We start from the raw sequence: 20,240 nt of genomic DNA, 5'->3' as shown, positions 1-20,240 counted from the left end.
GGGCAATACGGCAAATGCGGGTTTTCCAACTTGGATCGCGCCGAATTAGTAATCCTAGGTAACCGTTGCGATCCGACGGTAGGACCATCCATTTCTGCTTTAACGAGACTAACTAATGAAGAGGCTACTTCGACGAGGGGTTACTGGACTGACCGCCACCACCTTGATATTCACAGGGTTGTTGGGCGCACGTTCAGTATTGGGGCAAGGAACCCCTCGTCTTACTTTGCCAACTGAAACCGAGGCCGAGGCCGCTGAACGGGACGAGTGGATTGATTTGCTTTCCGCTGAGTCGATTCACACTTGGAACACTCAAAATGCCGAGCAGATGCAACCGGGCGTGCAACAAGCGAGCTACACTCCCGTGTGCGCGCCGAAGTGCAAACCGGAACCGGACGGTCTAAAGGTTGGAAAATTCAGATTCGTCCCTTACGGAACGATATGGGCCGATGCCGCTTTTTCCACGGGTCGAACGGTTCCCGGCCGGTTCGCTCTTTGGATTGCGTCCGAAGAACAGCAAGGAGAATCGGCGTTAGAATTTGATGCGCGCCGTAGTCGAATAGGCGTCGATGTGTTTGGGCCGGATATTGCATGCTTCCGTAGTGGTGCAAAAATTGAAGTCGACTTTCTCGGAAACTTTGTCACCGACAACCAGCCAGACGTTCGGCTTCGCCACGCCTATTGGGAAGCCAAGAACGATAACGCACGGTTTTTGGTAGGCCAAACGTGGGATGTCGTTTCTCCACTGTTGCCAAACACGGTCAGTTTCCCCGTCAATTGGGCAGCAGGCAACATCGGTTTCCGGCGGACCCAAGCTCGCATCGAACGCTATTTCGATCTCGGTAGCAACACCACATGGACGCTTCAAGGAGCGGTTGCCCAGAACATCATTCAAGACTTGGCGAGTGGTGCTAACGCCGTCGGTGTAACGCGAGAAACGGGGAATTGGCCGATGGTACAAGGTCGCTCCGCAATCACGTTTGGCAACATCGCCGCAGGTGGCCAAACGTTGGCGTTTGGCCTATCCGGTCACATCGGTGAAACAGGCTTCGATTTTTCTACCGGTCATGTCGCCAATCCCGCACTTGGCCCTGAGGACGATGTCCGAATTGAAACATGGTCTGCAAACATCGATGCCAAGATTCCGCTGACCGAGCGATTGAGTTTTCAGGGTGAGTTCTTTACCGGAGCCAACCTTAGCAATCTACTCGGCGGGATTGGGCAAGGTGTGTGTCCCTGTTTACGCGTGCCGATCGATACCACCGGTGGATGGGGTGAATTGTCATACGTGCTTACCAAAAAGGCGACGGCGCATATGGGCTACTCGATCGACGATCCCGATGACAACGACAGTTTGCTTGGCCGAACGAAGAACCAAGTGATCTATACGAACATCTTTTACAAGGTTACTGATGACTTGACTACCGGTTTTGAGGTCTCGTCGTGGCGAACGGATTATCACAACCGAACCGATGAGCCCGGTTACGTGTACCAACCAAACGCTCCCACCGAACCTGGTAAAGCGGTGTTGTTTGATTGGACGCTACGGTACAAGTTCTAGTAGCGGTTCTAGGTCTGATTTAGGCCTGGACCTAGCCTGCGATGATCCCACGTCAATGATGAGCATGCTTTAGCGAGCGAGTTGGACCTGGTAACTACCGCTGTTGTCTGATCGATCGCTTGTGGCGTCGTTGATCTGAAACACCAGCCAGCTTTCGGTAGTGCACTTGAGTTGAGTTTCCGAATTGATCGGGACGATCTTTAGCGGAGCGTATGTCGCCCCACCGGAACGTTTCGTTGGAACCAAGCACGCCAAAAGTTGTCCGAGTGGTTTACCGTTAACGTATCGAATCGTCACGCCTGGTGGTTCGCTGATCCATTCATTTGTACTGCGTGTGGTGTTACTGCGTTGGGCGTTGCTATGGTTGGCAATTGTGCATCGCCCGCTCGCGCTGACTTGAAACGTCGTCGAGGCTGGAATGCGAACACCTGACGACTGCCAACCTTGCGACGCATCGACCGGGAAGGATCTCTTCGCCCCGTTCCAAAGTGGATCGGAAACGTCGATGGCAACACGGTTAGCATCCCAATTGTATCCATAGTCGAGTTGGTTGCACATCAACCGCCACCGAGCTACCACGGCGGGCCACTGTGGAAACAAGCGTTGATAGAGCTGGCGAGTGAACTGCGAGCTATTGTCACGCCCTTCGCGAGCCGCCGCTTGGTAGACACTCCGGTACTCAGGGTACTCGGACAACAACATCACTGCTGCCCAGCTCCAACCGTATGCCTCGGGGTCCGCTTTCAAGTCCGCCGGATATCGCATCACCGTTTCAATCGCAGGGATATCCCCCTCGGTTCGTCGCTCCGACATGACTTTCAACCGTCCCCAATAGGGAACCGATTCACGGTCCACTGGGACCCCACCCACTCGGGCATCACTTCCAACGAAGCGGTGGGTCGAAAGGACTTCGGCGGTCCCTTCGGCGAACCACGAGGGGCCGGTGCCGTCGAATCGATCGATCGCCAAGGCATGAACTCCCTCGTGAAGAAGCAAATGCCGTGTGTAGTACTCGCTCGGTTGAGCAACCACCCAAACGGTGTTTCCCAATGCGTAGCCTTGCGAAAATTCCGGAATGCGGCCGCTGATCAGCCCCGCTTCGATAAATGCTGATTTGTCACGCATCACAAAGGCTTCGATCTGCCAATTCGTTTGACCGGAATTTGGCAAGTCAAAGAATTCTTCCCACTGCGGAACTACAGCATCGAAGGACTCGACAAGTCGGCTCGCTTCCTCATCGGACTCGATATCGGTTGTCAACGTGATATGCTTACCGGAATATTTCGCGAAATCACCAGCGACCGCAAAGTGGCAAATTGCCAAACCGGTCCAAAGCCCAATTAGAAAGTGTAGAGTCCGTGCAGCGTTCATCCCCTCAGTTTAATCTGTTTTTCCGTTTCATGGCGATGCCGATTTTCAGGGCGCCGATTTTCAGGGCGCCGATTTTCAGGGCGCCGATTTTCAGGGCGCCGATTTTCAGGGCGCCGATTTTCAGGGCGTTGATTTTGATGATGGTCGTTTTGTCATCCTCAAGCGGTTGCGTGCAGCGATCCGAAAGTGACGTCGTCGTCTACTCGGCACTTGACGAAGGATTCGCCACACCGATCCTCGACGCTTTCCAGCGGTCGACCCAAGGCGAAGTGAGCGTGGTCGCGAAGTTTGATGTAGAATCGACCAAAACCGTGGGGTTAGTCAACCGCATCATTGCCGAAAAAGACTCGCCGGTCTGCGATCTATTTTGGAATAACGAAATTATGCACACCGTTCGGCTTCAGAAATTGGGGCTTTTAGAACCAAGGTCATGGGATGTTGAAGGTGGATGGCCCGCCGACATGATCGCCAGCGACGGATCGTGGTGCGGGTTCGCCGCGCGGGCGCGAGTGTTGATCGTGAATACTCAATTGGTTCCCGATGCGAACGATTATCCGTCGTCGGTTTCCGATCTTGAGGATCCAAAATGGAAAGGCCAATGTGCGTTTGCCAGGCCGCTGTTTGGAACCACGGCGACCCATTTTGCCGTCCTGCGAGAGATCAACGGACGCAGCGAAACGCTCGATCAACTTCGTCGAATGAAACAGAACGCCGTTGTCTTGTCTGGCAACAAACAAGTCGCCTTGGCGATTTCCGCTGGAACGGTAGCGTGGGGATTAACCGACACCGATGATGCGATTATCGAAAAGGATTTGGGACGCCCCGTAGCAATCGTCTTTCCCGATCAATTGCCTGACCAACCGGGTACGTTGCGGATTCCAAACACCGTCGCGATTTTGAAGAATGCACCGCATCGAGCTGCCGCGGATCGTTTGGCTGACTATGTGGTTTCACCAACGACCGAAGATCGTTTGGCGATGGGTGATAGTAGCCAGTTGCCGATTTCGCAGACGAGCAAATTTACGCCACGCGTGCTGCCGTCAACTCCGGTGCGATGGATGCACGTTGACTTTGAAACGGCCGCCGAGGGTTGGGAGCAATGGGCCGAAGAATTGTTGAAGGTCTTTGCAGAGTAAAGCCAACGGTTAAAAAACGTACTCGAGTCCAAAATGAATTCCATGGACGTAGAAGGTTTTGTCGCTCAATTGCCGCGATGGACGTAGCGGATCGTCGACGGGATCCGCCAAGTTGGATGCCAATTGGGGATCGATCAATCCCGACACTTGAACGGCATCGGTCATCGCGATGATATGGTACCCCACGGTCACATCGAATTGTGGAAATTGGTGCCATCCAAGCGACAAGTCCAATTCGGGAACCCAGCCAAAAGTGTGATCGGTTTCCGTCCCGTCATTGGTGCTGCGTACCAACAAACCGTTGGGGTCAACCACGGTTGTGACATTGCTGATTTCGGTACGGCCGGACAATGCGGATCGCCGTGTGAGTTGGCCAAATGCCACTTTCCACAAACTGCGAAATGACCAGCATCCTTCGCGGTAGCGGCTTGCGAAACCAAGTTGTCCACCGTGGAATTCGTTTTCCGCTTCGAACGAATCCGTAATCGAGATCACTGACCCAAGTGGCAATGCGTTGCTGGCCCCTGCCGTTGAAGTGCTAAAGGTTCGTAGGCTGTCATTCATTCGCATGTATTGGTAGCCGTACAATACGTCAACTGTGCCACCGAATCGAGAATAGGCTTGTTGGCGAATTGAAATGTCGGCACCGTGGACTTCGTTCGCCGCGTGGACCGTAGCAACGCCGACGGTGGTAAAATCCGGTGTCGCGATGACTTGCGTGTCTTGGCTCGCCGCTTCGCCCGTGGTGACATTGAAAAACGGTCGCGTGATGACGGGAGTGCGGCTTTGATCCGTTTCAAAGTTAAACGTCTCGTCGCCCGTTAGCCAACCACGAAACACCATGCTGCGCAAATGGCAATCATCAAGCCAGGTGCCAAGTTGCAATCGTCCGCCAGCAGTCATTTCGTTCAGCACGCTGCTGTTGCCGACAAGTACGCTCGTCCCTGCGGCTCCGATTTGACCCGGATTGGGACTGGTTGTTGGACCCGTGGTTAGTAGAGGTGGCAAGGTGTCTCCGCTGCGAAACATCAACAACAATTCGATGGAGCCAAACCAACGATCCGGAGTAAAGCCAAGTCTCGCATTCGTCCACGATCCCGGACCACATTGGCCATAGGAATCACATCCATAGCTATCGCACGAGTCGCATCCACAATTGGGCTCATGAATAGAATCGGATTCGTAATATTCGCCCTCGGTATATTCGCCATCAATGACATTGCTCTGATAAGCGTCGTGGTAAATGACATTACCGTCACTTGGTAGATACTGCGCTGGCATTGGCCAAGATTGAAGTGCATCTTCGCTATGACCGACTTGCTTGATGGACGCTTCGCGACGCAGTAACTGAACCTCTTCATCCTGAGGCAATCCTTCGATGGCGTTGACACCGGACGCCTCTGTCACAGACGCATCGACGAGGAAATCCTCGGTCGATTTTGTTCTTTTCGACGGAGTGACCATAGGAGGTTGATAGACCCCGCGATCCGGTTTTTTCGTGCGCACTTGGCCGTTTGCGGGCAGGATGTTGATTGTGACGCTTGCAAACATGGCCAGCAGAGCGAGCCAAAGGGTGGTTTGTGCGTCGTGGGCGCGTGGCAATCTCATCGCGGTATTTCCGGCGTTTGGAACCATCAAAACGATTTCTGGGGCCTGAAAAGGTCCCTGTACGTATCATTTTTCGACCATTCCAGTCATGCGGGTTGAGTAAAACTGGCAAGCTTTGCCGGTTATCGCGAATGTGATGGCTGTTTCTCAAGCAAGGAAAGGCGAAAGGAAACCGACAAGCTTGGTTTAGAGTTCAACGTGTTGTCTATCTGAGTACATGTGGTCCTTTGGGGGTAAATTCGAATACCTCTAGGCTAAGTGTCCATCCTAGCCAATGTAAGCCAGTTATTTGCGTATTTCGTTAGCCTTGTACCCATTTTTTGGCGATCACACGTGGATCTTAAGCCAGATCGGCTCGGAGACTAATTTTCCAAGAAAGTTGATTTCATGACCCCCATTAATATAGTCGCCAAGTATCCACCAGAGGGGGTGTGGAGTGCGTTTACTTCTGTGGGTGTTGGGGTGGAAGTCGGGGTTTGCGAGTGAAGTGATTTGCCAGTCTCAGGGATCCCGAGATTCAGAGATGACGCCAACGCACTTTTCACGCTTCATCACGGTCAGTCGTCAATTAAGAAGAGTTACCTAGAGACACGCGATGGCATTGGCGTTTGAAAAACTATCCGCAGTCCGCTACGAGACGTTCTTGCCTTTGGTTGGAGACGTGTTTTTAGTGAACGGTGGGTGGCAATTAAAACTGGTCGAAGTACTTCGCTATCCCAATGCATCCACGGCGTTGGGCTCATCTAAAGGTCCTTTGCGAGCGCCATTTTCATTGTTGTTCGAGGCCACCGACGCGTTTTCCCTGGGGACAGGAATCCATTGTGTTGAACATCATCAGTTGGGCGAGCTTCCTCTCTCCATCAATCCCGTTCAAGTTCAAACCGATGGGTTGAAAAGCACTTGCGTCCCATCTCACTACGAGTCCATTTTTGCTTAGCTACTTACAGGAGAAACCCGCATGTCAGAACCTTATCTAGGGCAAATACAGATGTTTGGATTTAACTTTCCGCCTCGCGGTTGGGCTCAGTGTGATGGTCAAACGCTTCCAATATCTCAGAATTCCGCACTCTTCTCTCTGCTGGGAACTATCTACGGTGGTGATGGACGAACGACTTTTCAGTTGCCTGATTTGCGCGGACGCGCACCGGAGCATCAAGGACAGGGTCCTGGGCTTCCAAACGCGCCAATTGGCGGTCGCAATGGGGCTGTGACACATCAACTGACGGTGCAGCAATTGCCGTCGCATTCTCATAATTTCCGAGTCGATTGCAACACGGATGAGGGGAGTACCGACAATCCGCAAGGTGCTTACCCAGGTCCATCCAACGAAGATGTCTACTCTCCATCAAAGGATGACAAGATGGGCGGCATGACGACGGATGCGACTGGAAACGGCAGCGCCTTCGACATTCGTGGACCACGCTTAACGGTCAATTTTTGTATTGCCCTTCAAGGGATTTTTCCGTCACGCAGCTAGGGTTTTTCTGATTAGGCGACACGATGGATCATCGATCGTTACGATTGCAGCGAATTCAACGAGCGGACCACGAGTTTCTATTCGCGGTCTTTTGTGGTACCCGGCCCGATGTAATGCAGGCTGAGCTTTCGCCGAGCCAAACTCTCCACTTTCTAAGGATGCAGTTTCAGGCACAGCACAACTATTATCACGAAGCATTTCCGAATGCCGATTATTCCGTTGTTCTGCTTGGCGATGTTGGGTCGAGACATTCGAAGATTGGACGGCTTTATGTGGATCATCGGTACGATGAAATACGGATTCTAGACATCGCGTTATTGCCTGAGTTTCAATCGAGAGGCTTTGGCACGGCTATCGTCCGGGCCGTCATTGATCGGGGGTGGGTCGAGCGAAAGCCGATTCGGATTCACGTTGAACTATTCAGTCGCCAAATTCGGTTCTACGACAGGCTTGGGTTTCAGAAGATCGGTGAGATTCCCACGCATCAGTTGATGGAGCATCCGATCGAAAACCAATCGGCTCTTGCGTTTGCCGAAAAAACTTTCCGTCCTGTTCACTCTTACTCACCATGACCGCTTACAGAGAGGTATTTTTGATGTTTCGAAAATTGTTGATGGCTACATTCTTAACTCTACTAATATTCACCGAAGGTTTTTTGACATGCGACCTTTCCCAGGCGGCACCCGTAACCTTGATGTTGGAAGACTTTGAAGACAACACGGTTCACTTTTCATCGTCCTCCGCCTTATTCCATGACGGCAGTAACGACTATTTTACGATCACGCCTCTCAACGGAGTTTCGGATCCGATTGACGCTTACAGCGGATTCGGGGGCAATAATTATTTTGCTGCCGAGGACATTGATGACGGGGCGACAAGACCGAGTACTGCTACGTTAAGCTTCAATATCAATATCAGCAACTTTGAGAGTTTGACGTTTGATGGGCTCTTTGCTGTTGGCGGTAATGGGGCTGCTATACCCACGTATGATGACGAGGAAAGTGTTCTGGTCCGTGCGACGATCGACGCTGGTCCGACTCAAAACTTGCTCGCGTTTGAAGCGGTGGAGCCTGGCGGTGACGTAACAAACAACATTGTTCGTCAGGATACCGACTTCGATGGGATTGGTGATGGTTTCATGCCAACGTCTACCTTTACAGCCTTCAATGATCTTGTCATCGTCGGCGATGGGGCCAACTTACTGCTCGAAGTCGTCGTTACAAGCACCGACGGTGGTTCTGAATTTGCATTTGACAACTTAGCCGTTCGAGGCATTTCATCTGTCCCCGAACCCTCGTCGTTGGCTTGCTTGTTGGTGACTGGATTTGTTTGGACGAGTCGGCGAAGAAAGCAGGCTAAGTCCTAAACATTTAATGTCGTTTTCACGAAATGTAACCTCACTCTGTTAAGACGCCACTGATGACAAAACTAAATCGATCTCGTCGCTTGCTTCTCAAAAATGCGTCGGTGTGGACGATCGCAGCGACAGTGAACTCGTTTCCTTGTGCATCCAATGCTCAGGAAATCTCCGATTTCGATCATGTTCAAAAACTCGATGTCGGTGTTCGACCGCAGTTGAATTCATGTGGAGTTGTCATTTTTGAAGTGAATGATCGAACGTTCGTCACCTTTGAGGCAGAGCAGCGAACCGAAGACTCGGTCGAATTTGGTACTGCATTGATTGAGTTTGAGGGGCTGCTAACGCATAAGACGCGGCATGGCGGTTCAGAATCCTTCGTCGATCATACCGTTGACATCGATGCATTGGATTGTTGCGAGATTTTTGAGGTCTCTCATTCAAATTGGCTCCGTCGTTGGGAGCCCTTGACTTCGTCGACGGATGCTCAGCCTCGGCATTTTATCATCACTTTTCTTGGCATGAACTCACTTGTTAGCCGAGGGGTGCATTTTGAGTGTCTGGCCAAAGATATTCATGTTGATTTTGTGAGCGTCAAGTCATTCGAGGAGGCGGTCGCCTTTGCGAGTCGTCTTCGTTAGCACGCATGATTCCAAGGATGGTTTCCAAGCGAGCGAGCAAACCATGACTAGCGTCATTTAGACAATCGGCCTTGTTCGACCACCAAATATATTGGCCGTCAGACCTTAGGCCGTGAAGCCAACGAGGTTTCTTCTTCACCTACAACTCGATCCGATTCAATGTTTTGTATGTTGCCGCTCAGTCAAGGATTGGGTGGGCCAGGATCGTGCCACTTGATTGCTTCCCCAGGCATCGCTTGCCTATCGTTAGATACGTAAGCCGGCGAAGAAGCATCCGCACGAGAAAACCACTGTTGCGATAGAGATGCAACATCGGATAGCGAGTCGATTACTACTCGCCCCCGGTTCGCGCAGTAAGCGAAGTTGTCGCCACCCATTAGGCGCGTCACACCAAGGCATGTCGTGCCAAAATTGGTTGTTGCCACATGGAGGTACCCCTTCGGCTACAATGGTGATGAGGACAGTGATTGCGGCCTGAAGGAGCCCACAGTGAGAACGACATTCGTGCCCGCTACGAGTGCGATGGCTCGTTGGAAAAGGTGTGGTTCCGTTGGTCGGATGGAGGCAATCCCTCATTTTTCTTTCACCCCAATTTGCCAGTGATATTGATGTCCTTGCCAAACCCATCCACTCATCCTGCTCGTCCCGATGCCTTGTTGGCAAAAATCGATTTGGTTCGTCAATCGCTTCAATCGGTGATTTTGGGGAAAAGTGACGTGATTGATGCCGTGCTGACGGCTCTATTGGCAGAAGGCTCGGTGCTGCTTGAAGACGTTCCGGGCGTCGGTAAAACCACGCTTGCGAAATCACTTGCCCGCTTGATTCACCTCGAATTTCAGCGAATTCAGTGCACGCCCGACCTTTTGCCCGCAGATATTCTTGGCAGTAGCGTTTTCAAGCCGTCATCGGGAACCTTCGAGTTTCGAGCGGGACCGGTTTTTAGCAATTTGCTGATCGCCGATGAGATCAACCGTGCATCACCACGAACTCAAAGCGCGCTGCTTGAGGCGATGGCTGAATCACAAGTCACGATCGATGGAACTCGCTACTCACTGAAACGACCCTTCATTGTCTTGGCGACTCAAAACCCGTCGGGCTTCGAAGGAACCTTTCTGCTACCCGAATCCCAGCTTGACCGTTTTTTGATGCGATTGTCGATGGATTATCCGGATTCAGAAAGTGAAATTGCGTTACTGCTGGAACAGTCCTCAAACGATCCTGCCGAAGAATTAACTCCGGTGATGAGCCAGGAAGAGTTGCTCGCTTTGCAATCGTTTGTTCGCAACGTGAAGGTCGATCGTAAGGCGGCGGCCTATATTGTTGCGATTGCAGCGGCGACTCGTACCGACACTCGGTTGCGAGTGGGTTGCAGTCCGCGAGGATCGAAAATGCTATTGCGGGCCGCACAAGCTCGGGCGGTTCTGCTAGGACGCGACTTCGTCTTGCCGGATGACATCCAAGTGTTGGCTCCTTCGATTCTGTCACACCGAGTGTCGCCGCGCAACGCACTGCAAACGTCGATGGAAACGACACAAACGATCCAAGATTTGCTGCACACAATCGAGGTGCCGACGTGAGTGCCGAGTTGGGAACCACGACCATCGCAAGCAACGAGAAACCGAATCGTGGATGGTTCTACTTCGGTAAATTGCTGCGTTTTCTGTTGGCGGTGATTGTTTCGCCAATTCGAACGGCGCTGGCGATTCGACGCTCGGCCACTGCCGCATCGGTTTCCTTGCTGCTCATTGGCATTGTGACGCTCAATATTTTATGGGGCTATCCATGGATCGGCTTATTCGCTGGATGCGTTTCCGCGATGGCGATTGGATTAGTCGTCAATCGCTTTCTAATGCCAAAGTTAGCAATCGGATTTTCCTTGCCGCGAAGTGTCGAAGCGGGGCAAGCGGTACCACTGCGAATGCATTTAAAGAACCGGCGTCCTTTGCCTGCACTGCAATTGCTCGTTGGATTTGACTCCAGAGAAACACGATCTCTATTTCGAAAACGGACTTTGTTTAGTCGGAAACACTCGCGATCCCAATCAAAATACCGAACCTATGAAGTGAAATCGGACGAAGTGGCGGTGTCGTTGATTGGACCTCGTGAGCGCGTATCAATTGAAGCCTCGATCGCGTATTCTTATCGCGGTATTCAAAAGTTGCCTCGTGTGCGTGTTAAATCACTCTTCCCGTTTTGTTTGTATGAGTCGACGACTGTTTTCCCGAGTAGTACAACTATCGCAGTGACACCGCGGTTGTTGGCCGAAGGAGACGATGCGGTAGCCGGTGGGCAATTGTCGGATTTGTCGAATTGGGCGCGTCAATTTAAAACCGCTGAAGCCTGCGATTATTTTGGCAGCCGAGAATACGAAACGGGGATGCCCGTACGACGTTGGGATTTCGCTTCCTGGGCTCGTTTGGGAAAACCAATTGTCCGAGAGTTTCGATCACCAGGCGTTCGTACTGCGGTGATGTTGGTCGACACGGCTCCCGAGACCGATGTGAAAAACAAGCATGCCATTGCGCAAGATCGCGATGAAGGTGTGGAGCGTGTTTTGTCGTTGGCGGCGACAGCGATCACGGAACTTCGCCAACGCGGGATTGGGGTTCAAATGATCATTACAGGCGAAGACCCCGAACGTTTGCAGGAACAGAGCCGATCATCGAGTCACTCGAGTGATTTAGAAACACTCTTGATAAGATTGGCTCAAGCCAAGAACACCTCAATATCGGATGCGGACAAAGCATGTGACGAAGTCGTACAAATGATGCCAGGCACGCCGTTTTTGGTGCTAACATCGCGAAGCCATTTCTCGGCTGAATTGCACTCGGCAGCGTCGAAAATTTTGCGAGTCGACAACGCTCACGAACGAGGCCCCCACGAACGAGGCCGTCACGAACGAGGCCGTCACGAACGAGGCCGTCACGAACGAGGCCCCCACAAGGTTGGACCCCGCCAACAAGGCTTGCTATTGGGCTCGCCGTTGCACGAATCGACCGACGAGCTAAAAGGCGAGCGGTGCTAAGCTTTCGCGGGCAACTTCGCCCGAGTCAACTGGAAGTTGCCGAAATCGCGCGAGAGCATTTGGCCCAAGGCAAACGTCGACTCCATGTGGTCGCACCACCCGGAAGTGGAAAGACCGTCATTGGGCTCTATATCTGGGCCGAGTTGGTTCGTCAGCCCGCGTTGGTCTTGTCTCCCAATTCAGCGATCCAGGCTCAATGGGCCGCGCGAACGAGTTTGTTTCAGCGCCACGATGTGGAGGATTTGCAGTCGTTGGTTAGCACGTCGGCGAAGTTGCCCGGTCTGCTCACGTCGCTGACCTATCAAGCCGTTACCATGCCGGGACGAGCCACAGAGCACTTTCAACAGCGGGCGATCGATTTGTGGATGGCAAGGTTGTTGGAAAAAGGCCAAGCAAAAGATGTCGTTGAAGCCGAAGTTTGGATCGAAGGCCTACGCCAGCACAATCAAGATTTCTTCAACGAACGGCTGGCACACTATCGGAAAAAAATTCGCGAAGAGGATGCTGCCGGAGGGTTGGCGATGACCCTCTTGCATGATCGATGTATCGATGCACTAGTTCGCCTCCGAGAATTTGGTGTTGGGTTGTTGATCCTCGATGAATGTCACCATCTGATGGGGCATTGGGGAAGCGTCTTGGCGGAAGCAAGTGAATACCTCGGAGATCCGATTGTTTTGGGACTGACCGCCACGCCACCCGATCGCGAAGGTCGAAAACCAGAGGCGGTCGAACGATACGATCGTTTTTTTGGGGAAGTGGACTACGAAGTCCCGGTTCCTGCAGTTGTCAAAGATGGATTCTTAGCGCCCTACCAAGACTTGGCTTTTTTTGTACGGCCCAATGAAAAGGAGCTCGATTTTGTCGCTAGCGCAGACACGCAATTCGATTCCTTGATCGAGGCGTTGTGCCAACCGCGAGAGACAACGGAGTCGCTCGAAGCGATTCGCCCTCGCGAGTCGCTCATCGAGTGGCTCGTGCGCGTATTGCGGGACCGACAATTGCCAATTGGGCAAGCGAAGGATTGGCGTCGTTTCTATGCTCGGGATCCAAACTTTGCGACAGCAGCTGTCTCGTTCTTGCAGTCACGTGGTGTTGAAGTTCCAGCCGGTGTGCCGCCATTGTTGGCACTCGAAAATGACGACCAACCAATGGACGACGAAACCTTGTTGGTCACTGTCATTGATCGTTACACACGCCATTACCTACGCCGTTCACCACACCAAGCAGACCATGCCCTTGCACGTAACGCAGTGGATCGATTGCGGATGCTTGGAATCCAAATCACTGACACGGGGGTGCGTGCGTGTGCGTCGCCAGTGTCACGCGTGATTGCGTACACTCGTAGTAAAACCGAGGCGGTCGTTTCCATTCTCAAACAGGAAATGGAAACGCTTGGAGCGAAGACGCGTGCGGTGGTGATCGCCGATTTTGAAAAGTCCTCCGCTATTTCAGCCGACATTGCACATCTATTGGATGAAGAAGCTGGGGGGGCTGTTGCGGCGTTTCGAACGTTACTGGATCACCCCGCGACCAACCAACTTGATCCAGTGCTGCTGACAGGTTCGACGGTGCTTGCTGATGCGGACTTGGTAGTGCGTTTGTTGGACGAGTCAAACCGATGGATGGCGGAACGATCGGTCTCGGTTGATTTGTCTAGCACACCGCAAGGCACCTTTCACGAAATCACGGGCCGAGGAAGAGATTGGTGCCCGAGAGTTTATGTTGAAATGATCACGGAACTGTTCCAGCAAGGTTTTACACGATGCTTGGTCGGTACACGCGGTTTGCTCGGTGAAGGTTGGGATGCAAACAAGGTCAATGTTCTGATTGATCTTTCGACCGTTACGACGTCGATGACTGTCAATCAATTGCGAGGCCGGTCAATTCGGCTTGATCCCGATGAACCGCGAAAGGTTGCGAATAATTGGGACGTTGTGTGCATTGCGCCAGAGTTCACCAAAGGGCTTGACGACTACCACCGTTTTATTCGCAAACATAAAACGATCTATGGCATTTGCGATGACGGGGCGATTGAAAAAGGGGTGGGGCACGTCGATCCCGCGTTCACCGATATGAAACCCGAATTAGTCGATAACCGTATTGACGAACTTAACTCGAATATGCTCCATCGATCCGCTCGACGTCGTGAAGCGTATGATTTATGGCGAGTCGGAAAACCGTATAGCAATGAACCCATTCAGGCGGTTGAGATCGCCTCGCGGCGAAGCAACTTCACGCATGGCTACCCACCGTTTCCAAAGAGTAAAAAGTTTTGGACGCTCGATTCATTGGTGCAGGAAATTAGCTGTTCGGTGCTCGGGGGACTGTGCGAAACAGGTCTTGTTTCTTCAAGTGGATCGGTTCGTATTTCAAATCGTAGCGGTGGGTACGTTCGAGTTTACCTGGAACACGGAACAGCCGATGAAGCCAACTTATTTGCGGTGGCAATGCGCGAGACGCTTTCACCGTTGGCAGACCCGCGTTACGTGATCCAGCGGTTTGTGGATGTCCCCAAAGATAGCTTCGTGCGGCGGTTGTTGCCGTCGATGTTTAGCCGGCTATTTGAACGGCGCGTTCGAACGCGGGTTATGTTGCACGCCGTTCCGAGCATGATGGCCTCGAAGCGAGACACGGTCGAAATTTATCGGCAGTATTGGAATGCGCATGTCAGTCCAGGCGAAGCAGTGTACGTCAAAAACGAGAAAGGATACCGGCATATCGTCAGCGCCATTGAGCAGGACCAAACTCCGACGACGATTGTGCATCAAAAAGAGTTGTTTCTCTAAGACCACCACTTGTCGACTTATTGACCTTGGCTGCGAAGCACTTGATCCCCGGTCAATAAAAAAATTCTCGCCAAATATTGTACGGCGATTTTTTTGAGTGTGTGAAAATCGCTACTTGACGATTATTACAACCGTTGTGGTCAACCGTTGTTGGTCGTCTTTTTGGTGATGGCCCCGTAGAAGCGGGGGCATCGATCTTGGAAGCGGTCGATCACGTGAGCTCCGGGAGTGCGTTCGATTCGCTTATTTCGGGCTTGTTCCAAGTCGACGTCGGCGTACAAAATCGTCGGTTGAGCGTCATGGCTTTGTGCCAAAATGACCCCATCCGGGCCGCATATGGAGCTGTGTCCACAGAATTCGAACCCACCTTCGCTGCCGATTCGGTTCGCCGCTGCGAAGAAAATATGATTCTCCATGCTTCTGGCGGGCGGTACAATTTCGGCGGTCCGCTGGGCGGCGCTAGGCCAATTGGTACCCAATGCGATAATGTCCGCGCCCTCAAGGGCAAGCACACGCATTGGTTCGGGAAACGAGGAGTCGTAGCAAATTGCGAGTCCAACCTTTGCCGGACCTGCGGAAAATGGCTGGTAAGCAAAGTCGCCGCGATCGACAAACCGGTCGACCCCCAAATGCGGCAAATGAATCTTGCGATATTGACCGGCAATCCCGGCTGGGCCAATCATTACTACCGAATTAAACAGGTGATCGTCATCTTTTTCGAGAAAACCAAAAGTCACATGCATATCGTACTGTTTTGCGATTTCGCCAATTTCCGAGAAAACGGGATGATGGACCGAGATCGCTTGTTCGATTGCTTCGGTACGGCTTTCGTATGCATATCCGCTCAGCATACATTCGGGCATAACGACCAAGTTGGCCCCCTTTTCGCCCGTTTGATGCATCCATTGGACAAGCTGGCGGCGGTTTTTGTCAAAATCAGCAAACGCAATATCGGTCTGGACGCACGCGATTAACATCGTACAACATTCCTTATTCAGTAATTAAAAGCGATTTGGTTCCGCTGGATCATCCACGAGAAACGACATCCCCAAACGACCCGTTATGAACGATTCACAATTCGACTATGACCTTCTTGTTCTCGGCTCCGGCCCCGGCGGCGAAGGAGCGGCGATGCAGGCAACCAAAGGCGGGATGCGAGTCGCCGTTGCGGAAAGATATACGCAAATTGGCGGTGGTTGTACCCATTGGGGCACCATCCCTAGTAAAGCGCTTCGCTATACGATCACTTCGACGATGAAGACGCTGCAAAGCCCTATTTTCCAAGAATTGGGTGTTCATGTCAGCCCGTCGCTTGCCCAATTACAGCGTGGCACCCAAGCGATCATTGCCAAACAAGTGTCGATGCGTCAATCGTTTTACGAGCGAAACAATGTTCCGGTGCTCCGTGGCAACGCTCGATTCCTTGACCAGCACACTATCACGATTGGCGGCTGTGATCCAATCCGAGCTAAGCATTTTGTGATCGCAACCGGGTCGCGTCCATTTCATCCCGAGGGAGTCGATTTCGATCATCCACGGATTTTTGACAGCGACACCGTTTTGAATATGCCTCCGCAACCTGGCTCGATGGCTATTTACGGTGCGGGAGTCATTGGCACGGAGTACGCGTCCATGTTTCGAAATATGGGCATCAAAGTCAACTTGATCAACACTCGCGCAAAGCTGCTCGAATTTCTTGATGACGAGATCATCGATGCGCTGGCATATCATCTCCGTGACCAAGGAGTCATTCTTCGTCACAACGAAGAAATGGAGCGGATTGAAGGAACCGACGACGGCGTCGTGTTGCATCTGGTCAGCGGTAAACGACTCAAAACGGACACGCTCCTTTGGGCCAACGGTCGGACGGGCAACACGGATGAGTTGGGGCTGGAAACGATACCATTGGAAGCGAACAGTCGCGGGCAATTGGAGGTTGACGAGCAATTCCAGACTTCGGTGCCGCACATATACGCGGTGGGGGATGTAATCGGTTTTCCGGCGCTCGCGAGCGCCGCGTATACCCAAGGCCGGGCCGCAGCGATGCACATGCTTGGGAAAATCGACGGCAATTTGCGGATCAACGACATACCGACCGGGATCTATACCAGTCCCGAGATTAGTTCGGTTGGAAAGACCGAACGAGAATTAACTGCTGCCAAGGTTCCTTACGAAGTTGGCCACAGTCTGTTCCGTTCACTCGCCCGTGCCCAGATTACAGGTGAAACCACCGGCATGCTTAAGATCCTATTTCACCGAGATACACTCGAGATTCTCGGGGTTCATTGTTTTGGTGCCAACGCATCCGAAATCGTCCACATTGGTCAAGCGATCATGAGCCAACCCGAAGGGCGAAACACGTTAGAGTACTTTACCGAAACAACATTCAATTATCCCACGATGGCCGAGGCGTACCGAGTCGCAGCTCTCAATGGAATGAATCGATTGTTCTAGAATCAATCGCAAACGCCGAGGTCACTTTCAAGTGCTTCAAGAATCAAATTTAATTCCAGTTCTTCGTGGGTCTGGAATGCTCGGATGAATGCATTGTAGCGTTTCAGAAGCCGAGCAATTTTTTCTTCTTGGTCGGGTTGAAGTTCTGCCGCCGATTCGACTAAGTGTCGGATCGATTCGAACAATTCAGAGTGCTCACTGCGAAGCGATTCCGCTTTGGTGCTTAACTCGGGAGCCGTATCGACTGCTTCTTCAAAATAGCCATAAGCTTCTTCGAGCGAAAAATGGAGAGCCAATTGGTCCCGAAGTTCGGACAGCAAATTGATCAATTCTAGCCAATGATTGCCAGCAATTTTTTCATGCGAAACCATCGGGCTAATTTTTTCTAGCAACACCTTCAAATGATGGCTATCATCTTTGATGTCTCGTAGAAACGCTGCATTGACGGCTAATCGCCTAGTCGAAGTTCGATCTTGGTTCATAACGACTTCTCTCAATAGTGGTGAAGAGACGATTCATTTTAACCGCTGCAATGGAACTATGGGGCTGATAATGGGATTGTGCTAACGAAATCCGCCTGAATAGTCAAAACGCCTGACAAGTTATATGACTCAAGACCGTTCAATAGGAAATGGATGGACTTTATCGATTGATTTGGTTTTCGTCTTTACCATTAGCAGGCGGTCCACTCCCATCGCCACGCCCGTTGATGGGGGCATTCCTTTTCGCATCGCGGCGACTAAACTAGTTTCAATCGGAATCGGTTGACGTCCACTTTCCACGCGGCGATGGTTCGTTACGCGGGACCGGTCGAGTAGTACATCGGCATCGAGCAATTCGTCATAACCGTTAGCCAATTCGACGCCGTCAGAAAAAAGCTCAAACCTCGCGGCACATTGCGGATCCTTTTCACATACTCGCGCCAGTGCAGCTTGGCTTAGCGGATATTGTTTGACAATGATTGGAACGTCGATTCCCAATTCTGGTTGAATTTTGTGCGTGAACAACAAATCCAGTAACGCGTCGCGGTCATCACGGAGTTGAATCGACAACTCGTGGTCCACTTCGGAAGCCTTCGATGCGAGTGAGTTAAGCGGAATCGAAATCGGATCGAAACCGAGCTTGGCCTGGAAAACCGTTCGATAAGTCACGCAGTCAAACCGAGTCGCTCCGAGCACTGTGGCCACCAATGTGCCAAGTGTCTCGATGCCTGATTCCATATTGGCGCCGACGTCATACCACTCCAACATCGTGAATTCGATGTTGTGTTGTTCCCCTCGCTCCCCTGCACGAAACACGGGCATAACGCTATAGATAGAAGGTGCCCCAGCGGACAACATTCGCTTCATCGACAACTCGGGCGACGTTTGCAGATAAAATCTAGGTGGCAAATCGAGGCTGGGAATCAAAAACTGGTCTGCGTCAATCGTGATTGGATCTATATAGGGGTCGACAACACAGTCGCTCGCCAAACAGGGTGGTTGAACTTCGAAGAAACCACGGTCGTCAAAAAACGTGCGGATGCACCGGAGTAAAGCCGCGCGCTGGCGAAGCAACGTAATGTCGGGTACTTGGTAAGAACGCATGGAATTGAATTAACGAGACGAAAAGCGAGTAAGAATGCAGGGTTCTAACGACGATCAAATCACAGATGATCGACACTCCGGTACAGGGGATGCAAATGGTCGATATGCGCGTCAGGTTCAATTTGGGCCTGTTGGTGTATCGGGCCAGAGCATGATATCGCAATCGACCGTCAGTGTCTTGGGATGTGGTGCGCTCGGCACCGTCGCCTGCGAGATCCTCGCTCGTGCCGGGGTCGGACACTTGCGGTTGATCGATCGTGATATTGTTGAATGGACCAACCTGCAACGGCAATCCCTGTTTGACGAATCTGACGCGACACAGGGACGCGCCAAGGCTCAAGCGGCTGCCGAGCGATTGGAGAGCATTAACTCGAAAGTCGCCATCGAACCACTTGTCGCCGATGTCACCGCCGACAATATCGATTCGCTTCTTCAAGGGTCTGATTTAGTAATCGATGCGGCCGATAACTTTGCTATCCGTTTTTTGCTTAACGATTGGTCGCTCAAAAACACCACCGCGTGGGTCCATGGTGGTTGTGTCGGTGCATCAGGACAGGTTCGATTGTTTTCGGGAGCGGGAAGCCCCTGTTTTCGATGCTTGGTGCCACAACCACCTCCCCCCGCCTCGGTTGCTACATGCGACACCGCCGGCGTGATTGGCGCCGCAACGCACGCGATCGCCAGTTTGCAGGCAATCGAGGCGATCAAGTGGCTTTCGGGAAACCAAGATTCCGTTCACAGCAAGGTTTGGTCCTTTGACTTTTGGCAAAACCGGATTCGTGAATTGGCGATCGATCCTGCGTTAAGTGAATCTTGCCAGGCGTGCAAAGAGCGTGTTTACGATTTTCTCGACGCCACTTCGGGATCCGCCACTTCGGGATCCGCCGGCGGTTCAACGATCGTGCTGTGCGGTCGCAACGCTGTCCAGATCACGCCGGGTTCAAAGATTCGTGTTGATTTGCAATCGCTCGCTGAACGCTGGCAAAGTCAAGGCAAAGTCCAGCAAACGCGTTTTTTTGTTCGGCTTCAGTGGGTAAGTGAACCACGGCAAGCCAGCCTTCGTTTGACACTCTTCGCCGACGGCCGTGCGGTGATTGAGGGAACCGACGACCCAAGCCGCGCCCGCACGTTTTACGATCGCCTCGTTGGCAGTTGACGCAAGTCGACCGTTTCGTCGAAAGTTGGTAGACTCAAGGCAGCAAAGCTTCCCACCATTGGATCCTTTTACCTTCTATTTC

The 20,240-nt window shown here is 52.1% G+C and carries 17 protein-coding genes and 1 pseudogene; 13 read left to right on the top strand and 5 right to left on the bottom strand.

The window, feature by feature from the left end:
• Nucleotides 1-115: 115 nt before the first annotated feature.
• A complete protein-coding gene (locus tag CA13_RS15480; protein ID WP_419194405.1) occupies nucleotides 116-1,561 on the top strand; it encodes a hypothetical protein in 1,446 nt (481 codons plus the stop codon).
• Nucleotides 1,562-1,630: 69 nt separating this feature from the next.
• On the opposite strand, the gene CA13_RS15475 is transcribed toward CA13_RS15480, so the two are convergent.
• Complete coding sequence (locus CA13_RS15475; protein ID WP_146398088.1) at nucleotides 1,631-2,932, bottom strand: hypothetical protein; 1,302 nt, start codon at nucleotides 2,930-2,932, stop codon at nucleotides 1,631-1,633.
• A 79-nt stretch (nucleotides 2,933-3,011) separates the two neighbouring features.
• On the opposite strand from CA13_RS15475, the pseudogene CA13_RS35240 reads away from it, so the two are divergent.
• Nucleotides 3,012-3,122, top strand: a pseudogene (locus CA13_RS35240) (pentapeptide repeat-containing protein); the annotation flags it as partial.
• Nucleotides 3,070-4,068 (top strand): extracellular solute-binding protein, encoded by a 999-nt coding sequence (locus tag CA13_RS15470; RefSeq protein WP_419194404.1) that lies wholly within the window; start codon nucleotides 3,070-3,072, stop codon nucleotides 4,066-4,068. The pseudogene CA13_RS35240 and the gene CA13_RS15470, both read left to right, overlap by 53 nt.
• 9 nt (nucleotides 4,069-4,077) lie before the next feature.
• Here CA13_RS15470 and CA13_RS15465 read toward each other — a convergent pair whose 3' ends face one another.
• Nucleotides 4,078-5,676, bottom strand: a complete 1,599-nt coding sequence (locus CA13_RS15465) for a BBP7 family outer membrane beta-barrel protein (RefSeq protein WP_419194403.1) — start codon at nucleotides 5,674-5,676, stop codon at nucleotides 4,078-4,080.
• A gap of 595 nt (nucleotides 5,677-6,271) precedes the next feature.
• Between CA13_RS15465 and CA13_RS15460 the strand changes: the two genes are divergently transcribed.
• From CA13_RS15460 to CA13_RS15425, 8 genes are all read left to right on the top strand, one after another.
• Nucleotides 6,272-6,613, top strand: a complete 342-nt coding sequence (locus tag CA13_RS15460) for a DUF6916 family protein (RefSeq protein WP_146398084.1) — start codon at nucleotides 6,272-6,274, stop codon at nucleotides 6,611-6,613.
• A gap of 21 nt (nucleotides 6,614-6,634) precedes the next feature.
• A complete protein-coding gene (locus tag CA13_RS15455) occupies nucleotides 6,635-7,153 on the top strand; it encodes a phage tail protein (RefSeq protein WP_146398082.1) in 519 nt (172 codons plus the stop codon).
• A gap of 23 nt (nucleotides 7,154-7,176) precedes the next feature.
• A complete protein-coding gene (locus tag CA13_RS15450) occupies nucleotides 7,177-7,725 on the top strand; it encodes a GNAT family N-acetyltransferase (protein ID WP_146398080.1) in 549 nt (182 codons plus the stop codon).
• Nucleotides 7,726-7,748: 23 nt separating this feature from the next.
• Nucleotides 7,749-8,519 carry a PEP-CTERM sorting domain-containing protein gene (locus CA13_RS15445; protein WP_419194402.1) on the top strand — a complete coding sequence of 257 codons (771 nt, stop codon included), beginning with the start codon at nucleotides 7,749-7,751 and terminating at the stop codon, nucleotides 8,517-8,519.
• 53 nt (nucleotides 8,520-8,572) lie between these two features.
• A complete protein-coding gene (locus CA13_RS15440; protein WP_146398076.1) occupies nucleotides 8,573-9,151 on the top strand; it encodes a hypothetical protein in 579 nt (192 codons plus the stop codon).
• Between the two features lie 467 nt (nucleotides 9,152-9,618).
• Entirely contained in the window at nucleotides 9,619-10,728 is a 1,110-nt protein-coding gene (locus CA13_RS15435; RefSeq protein ID WP_419194401.1) for an AAA family ATPase, read from the top strand.
• Nucleotides 10,725-12,176: a DUF58 domain-containing protein gene (locus CA13_RS15430; protein ID WP_146398074.1), complete on the top strand. Its 1,452-nt coding sequence runs from the start codon at nucleotides 10,725-10,727 to the stop codon at nucleotides 12,174-12,176. The genes CA13_RS15435 and CA13_RS15430 overlap by 4 nt, the downstream gene beginning before the upstream one ends.
• Nucleotides 12,170-14,962 carry a DEAD/DEAH box helicase gene (locus CA13_RS15425; protein ID WP_419194400.1) on the top strand — a complete coding sequence of 931 codons (2,793 nt, stop codon included), beginning with the start codon at nucleotides 12,170-12,172 and terminating at the stop codon, nucleotides 14,960-14,962. Before CA13_RS15430 ends, CA13_RS15425 begins: the two co-directional genes overlap by 7 nt.
• Nucleotides 14,963-15,102: 140 nt before the next feature.
• Here CA13_RS15425 and CA13_RS15420 read toward each other — a convergent pair whose 3' ends face one another.
• On the bottom strand, nucleotides 15,103-15,939 hold the full coding sequence (locus CA13_RS15420) for a carbon-nitrogen hydrolase family protein (RefSeq protein ID WP_146398071.1): 837 nt from the start codon (nucleotides 15,937-15,939) through the stop codon (nucleotides 15,103-15,105).
• A gap of 85 nt (nucleotides 15,940-16,024) precedes the next feature.
• Here CA13_RS15420 and sthA point away from each other — a divergent pair, with 85 nt between their 5' ends.
• The gene (sthA, locus tag CA13_RS15415; RefSeq protein ID WP_146398069.1) at nucleotides 16,025-17,416 is read left to right on the top strand and encodes a Si-specific NAD(P)(+) transhydrogenase; all 1,392 of its coding nucleotides are present in this window, start codon (nucleotides 16,025-16,027) and stop codon (nucleotides 17,414-17,416) included.
• Between the two features lie 2 nt (nucleotides 17,417-17,418).
• On the opposite strand, the gene CA13_RS15410 is transcribed toward sthA, so the two are convergent.
• On the bottom strand, nucleotides 17,419-17,898 hold the full coding sequence (locus CA13_RS15410) for a hemerythrin domain-containing protein (RefSeq protein ID WP_146398068.1): 480 nt from the start codon (nucleotides 17,896-17,898) through the stop codon (nucleotides 17,419-17,421).
• A gap of 129 nt (nucleotides 17,899-18,027) precedes the next feature.
• Entirely contained in the window at nucleotides 18,028-19,002 is a 975-nt protein-coding gene (gene epmA, locus CA13_RS15405) for an EF-P lysine aminoacylase EpmA (RefSeq protein ID WP_146398066.1), read from the bottom strand.
• 34 nt (nucleotides 19,003-19,036) lie between these two features.
• Between epmA and CA13_RS15400 the strand changes: the two genes are divergently transcribed.
• Nucleotides 19,037-20,158 (top strand): ThiF family adenylyltransferase, encoded by a 1,122-nt coding sequence (locus CA13_RS15400; protein ID WP_146398064.1) that lies wholly within the window; start codon nucleotides 19,037-19,039, stop codon nucleotides 20,156-20,158.
• The last annotated feature ends 82 nt before the right edge of the window (nucleotides 20,159-20,240 follow it).

It is taken from the genome of Novipirellula herctigrandis (assembly GCA_007859835.1).
Classification (GTDB): domain Bacteria; phylum Planctomycetota; class Planctomycetia; order Pirellulales; family Pirellulaceae; genus Novipirellula_A; species Novipirellula_A herctigrandis.
Note: the sequence above shows the minus strand (reverse complement) of the source record. Positions and strands in the feature narration are given on the sequence as shown.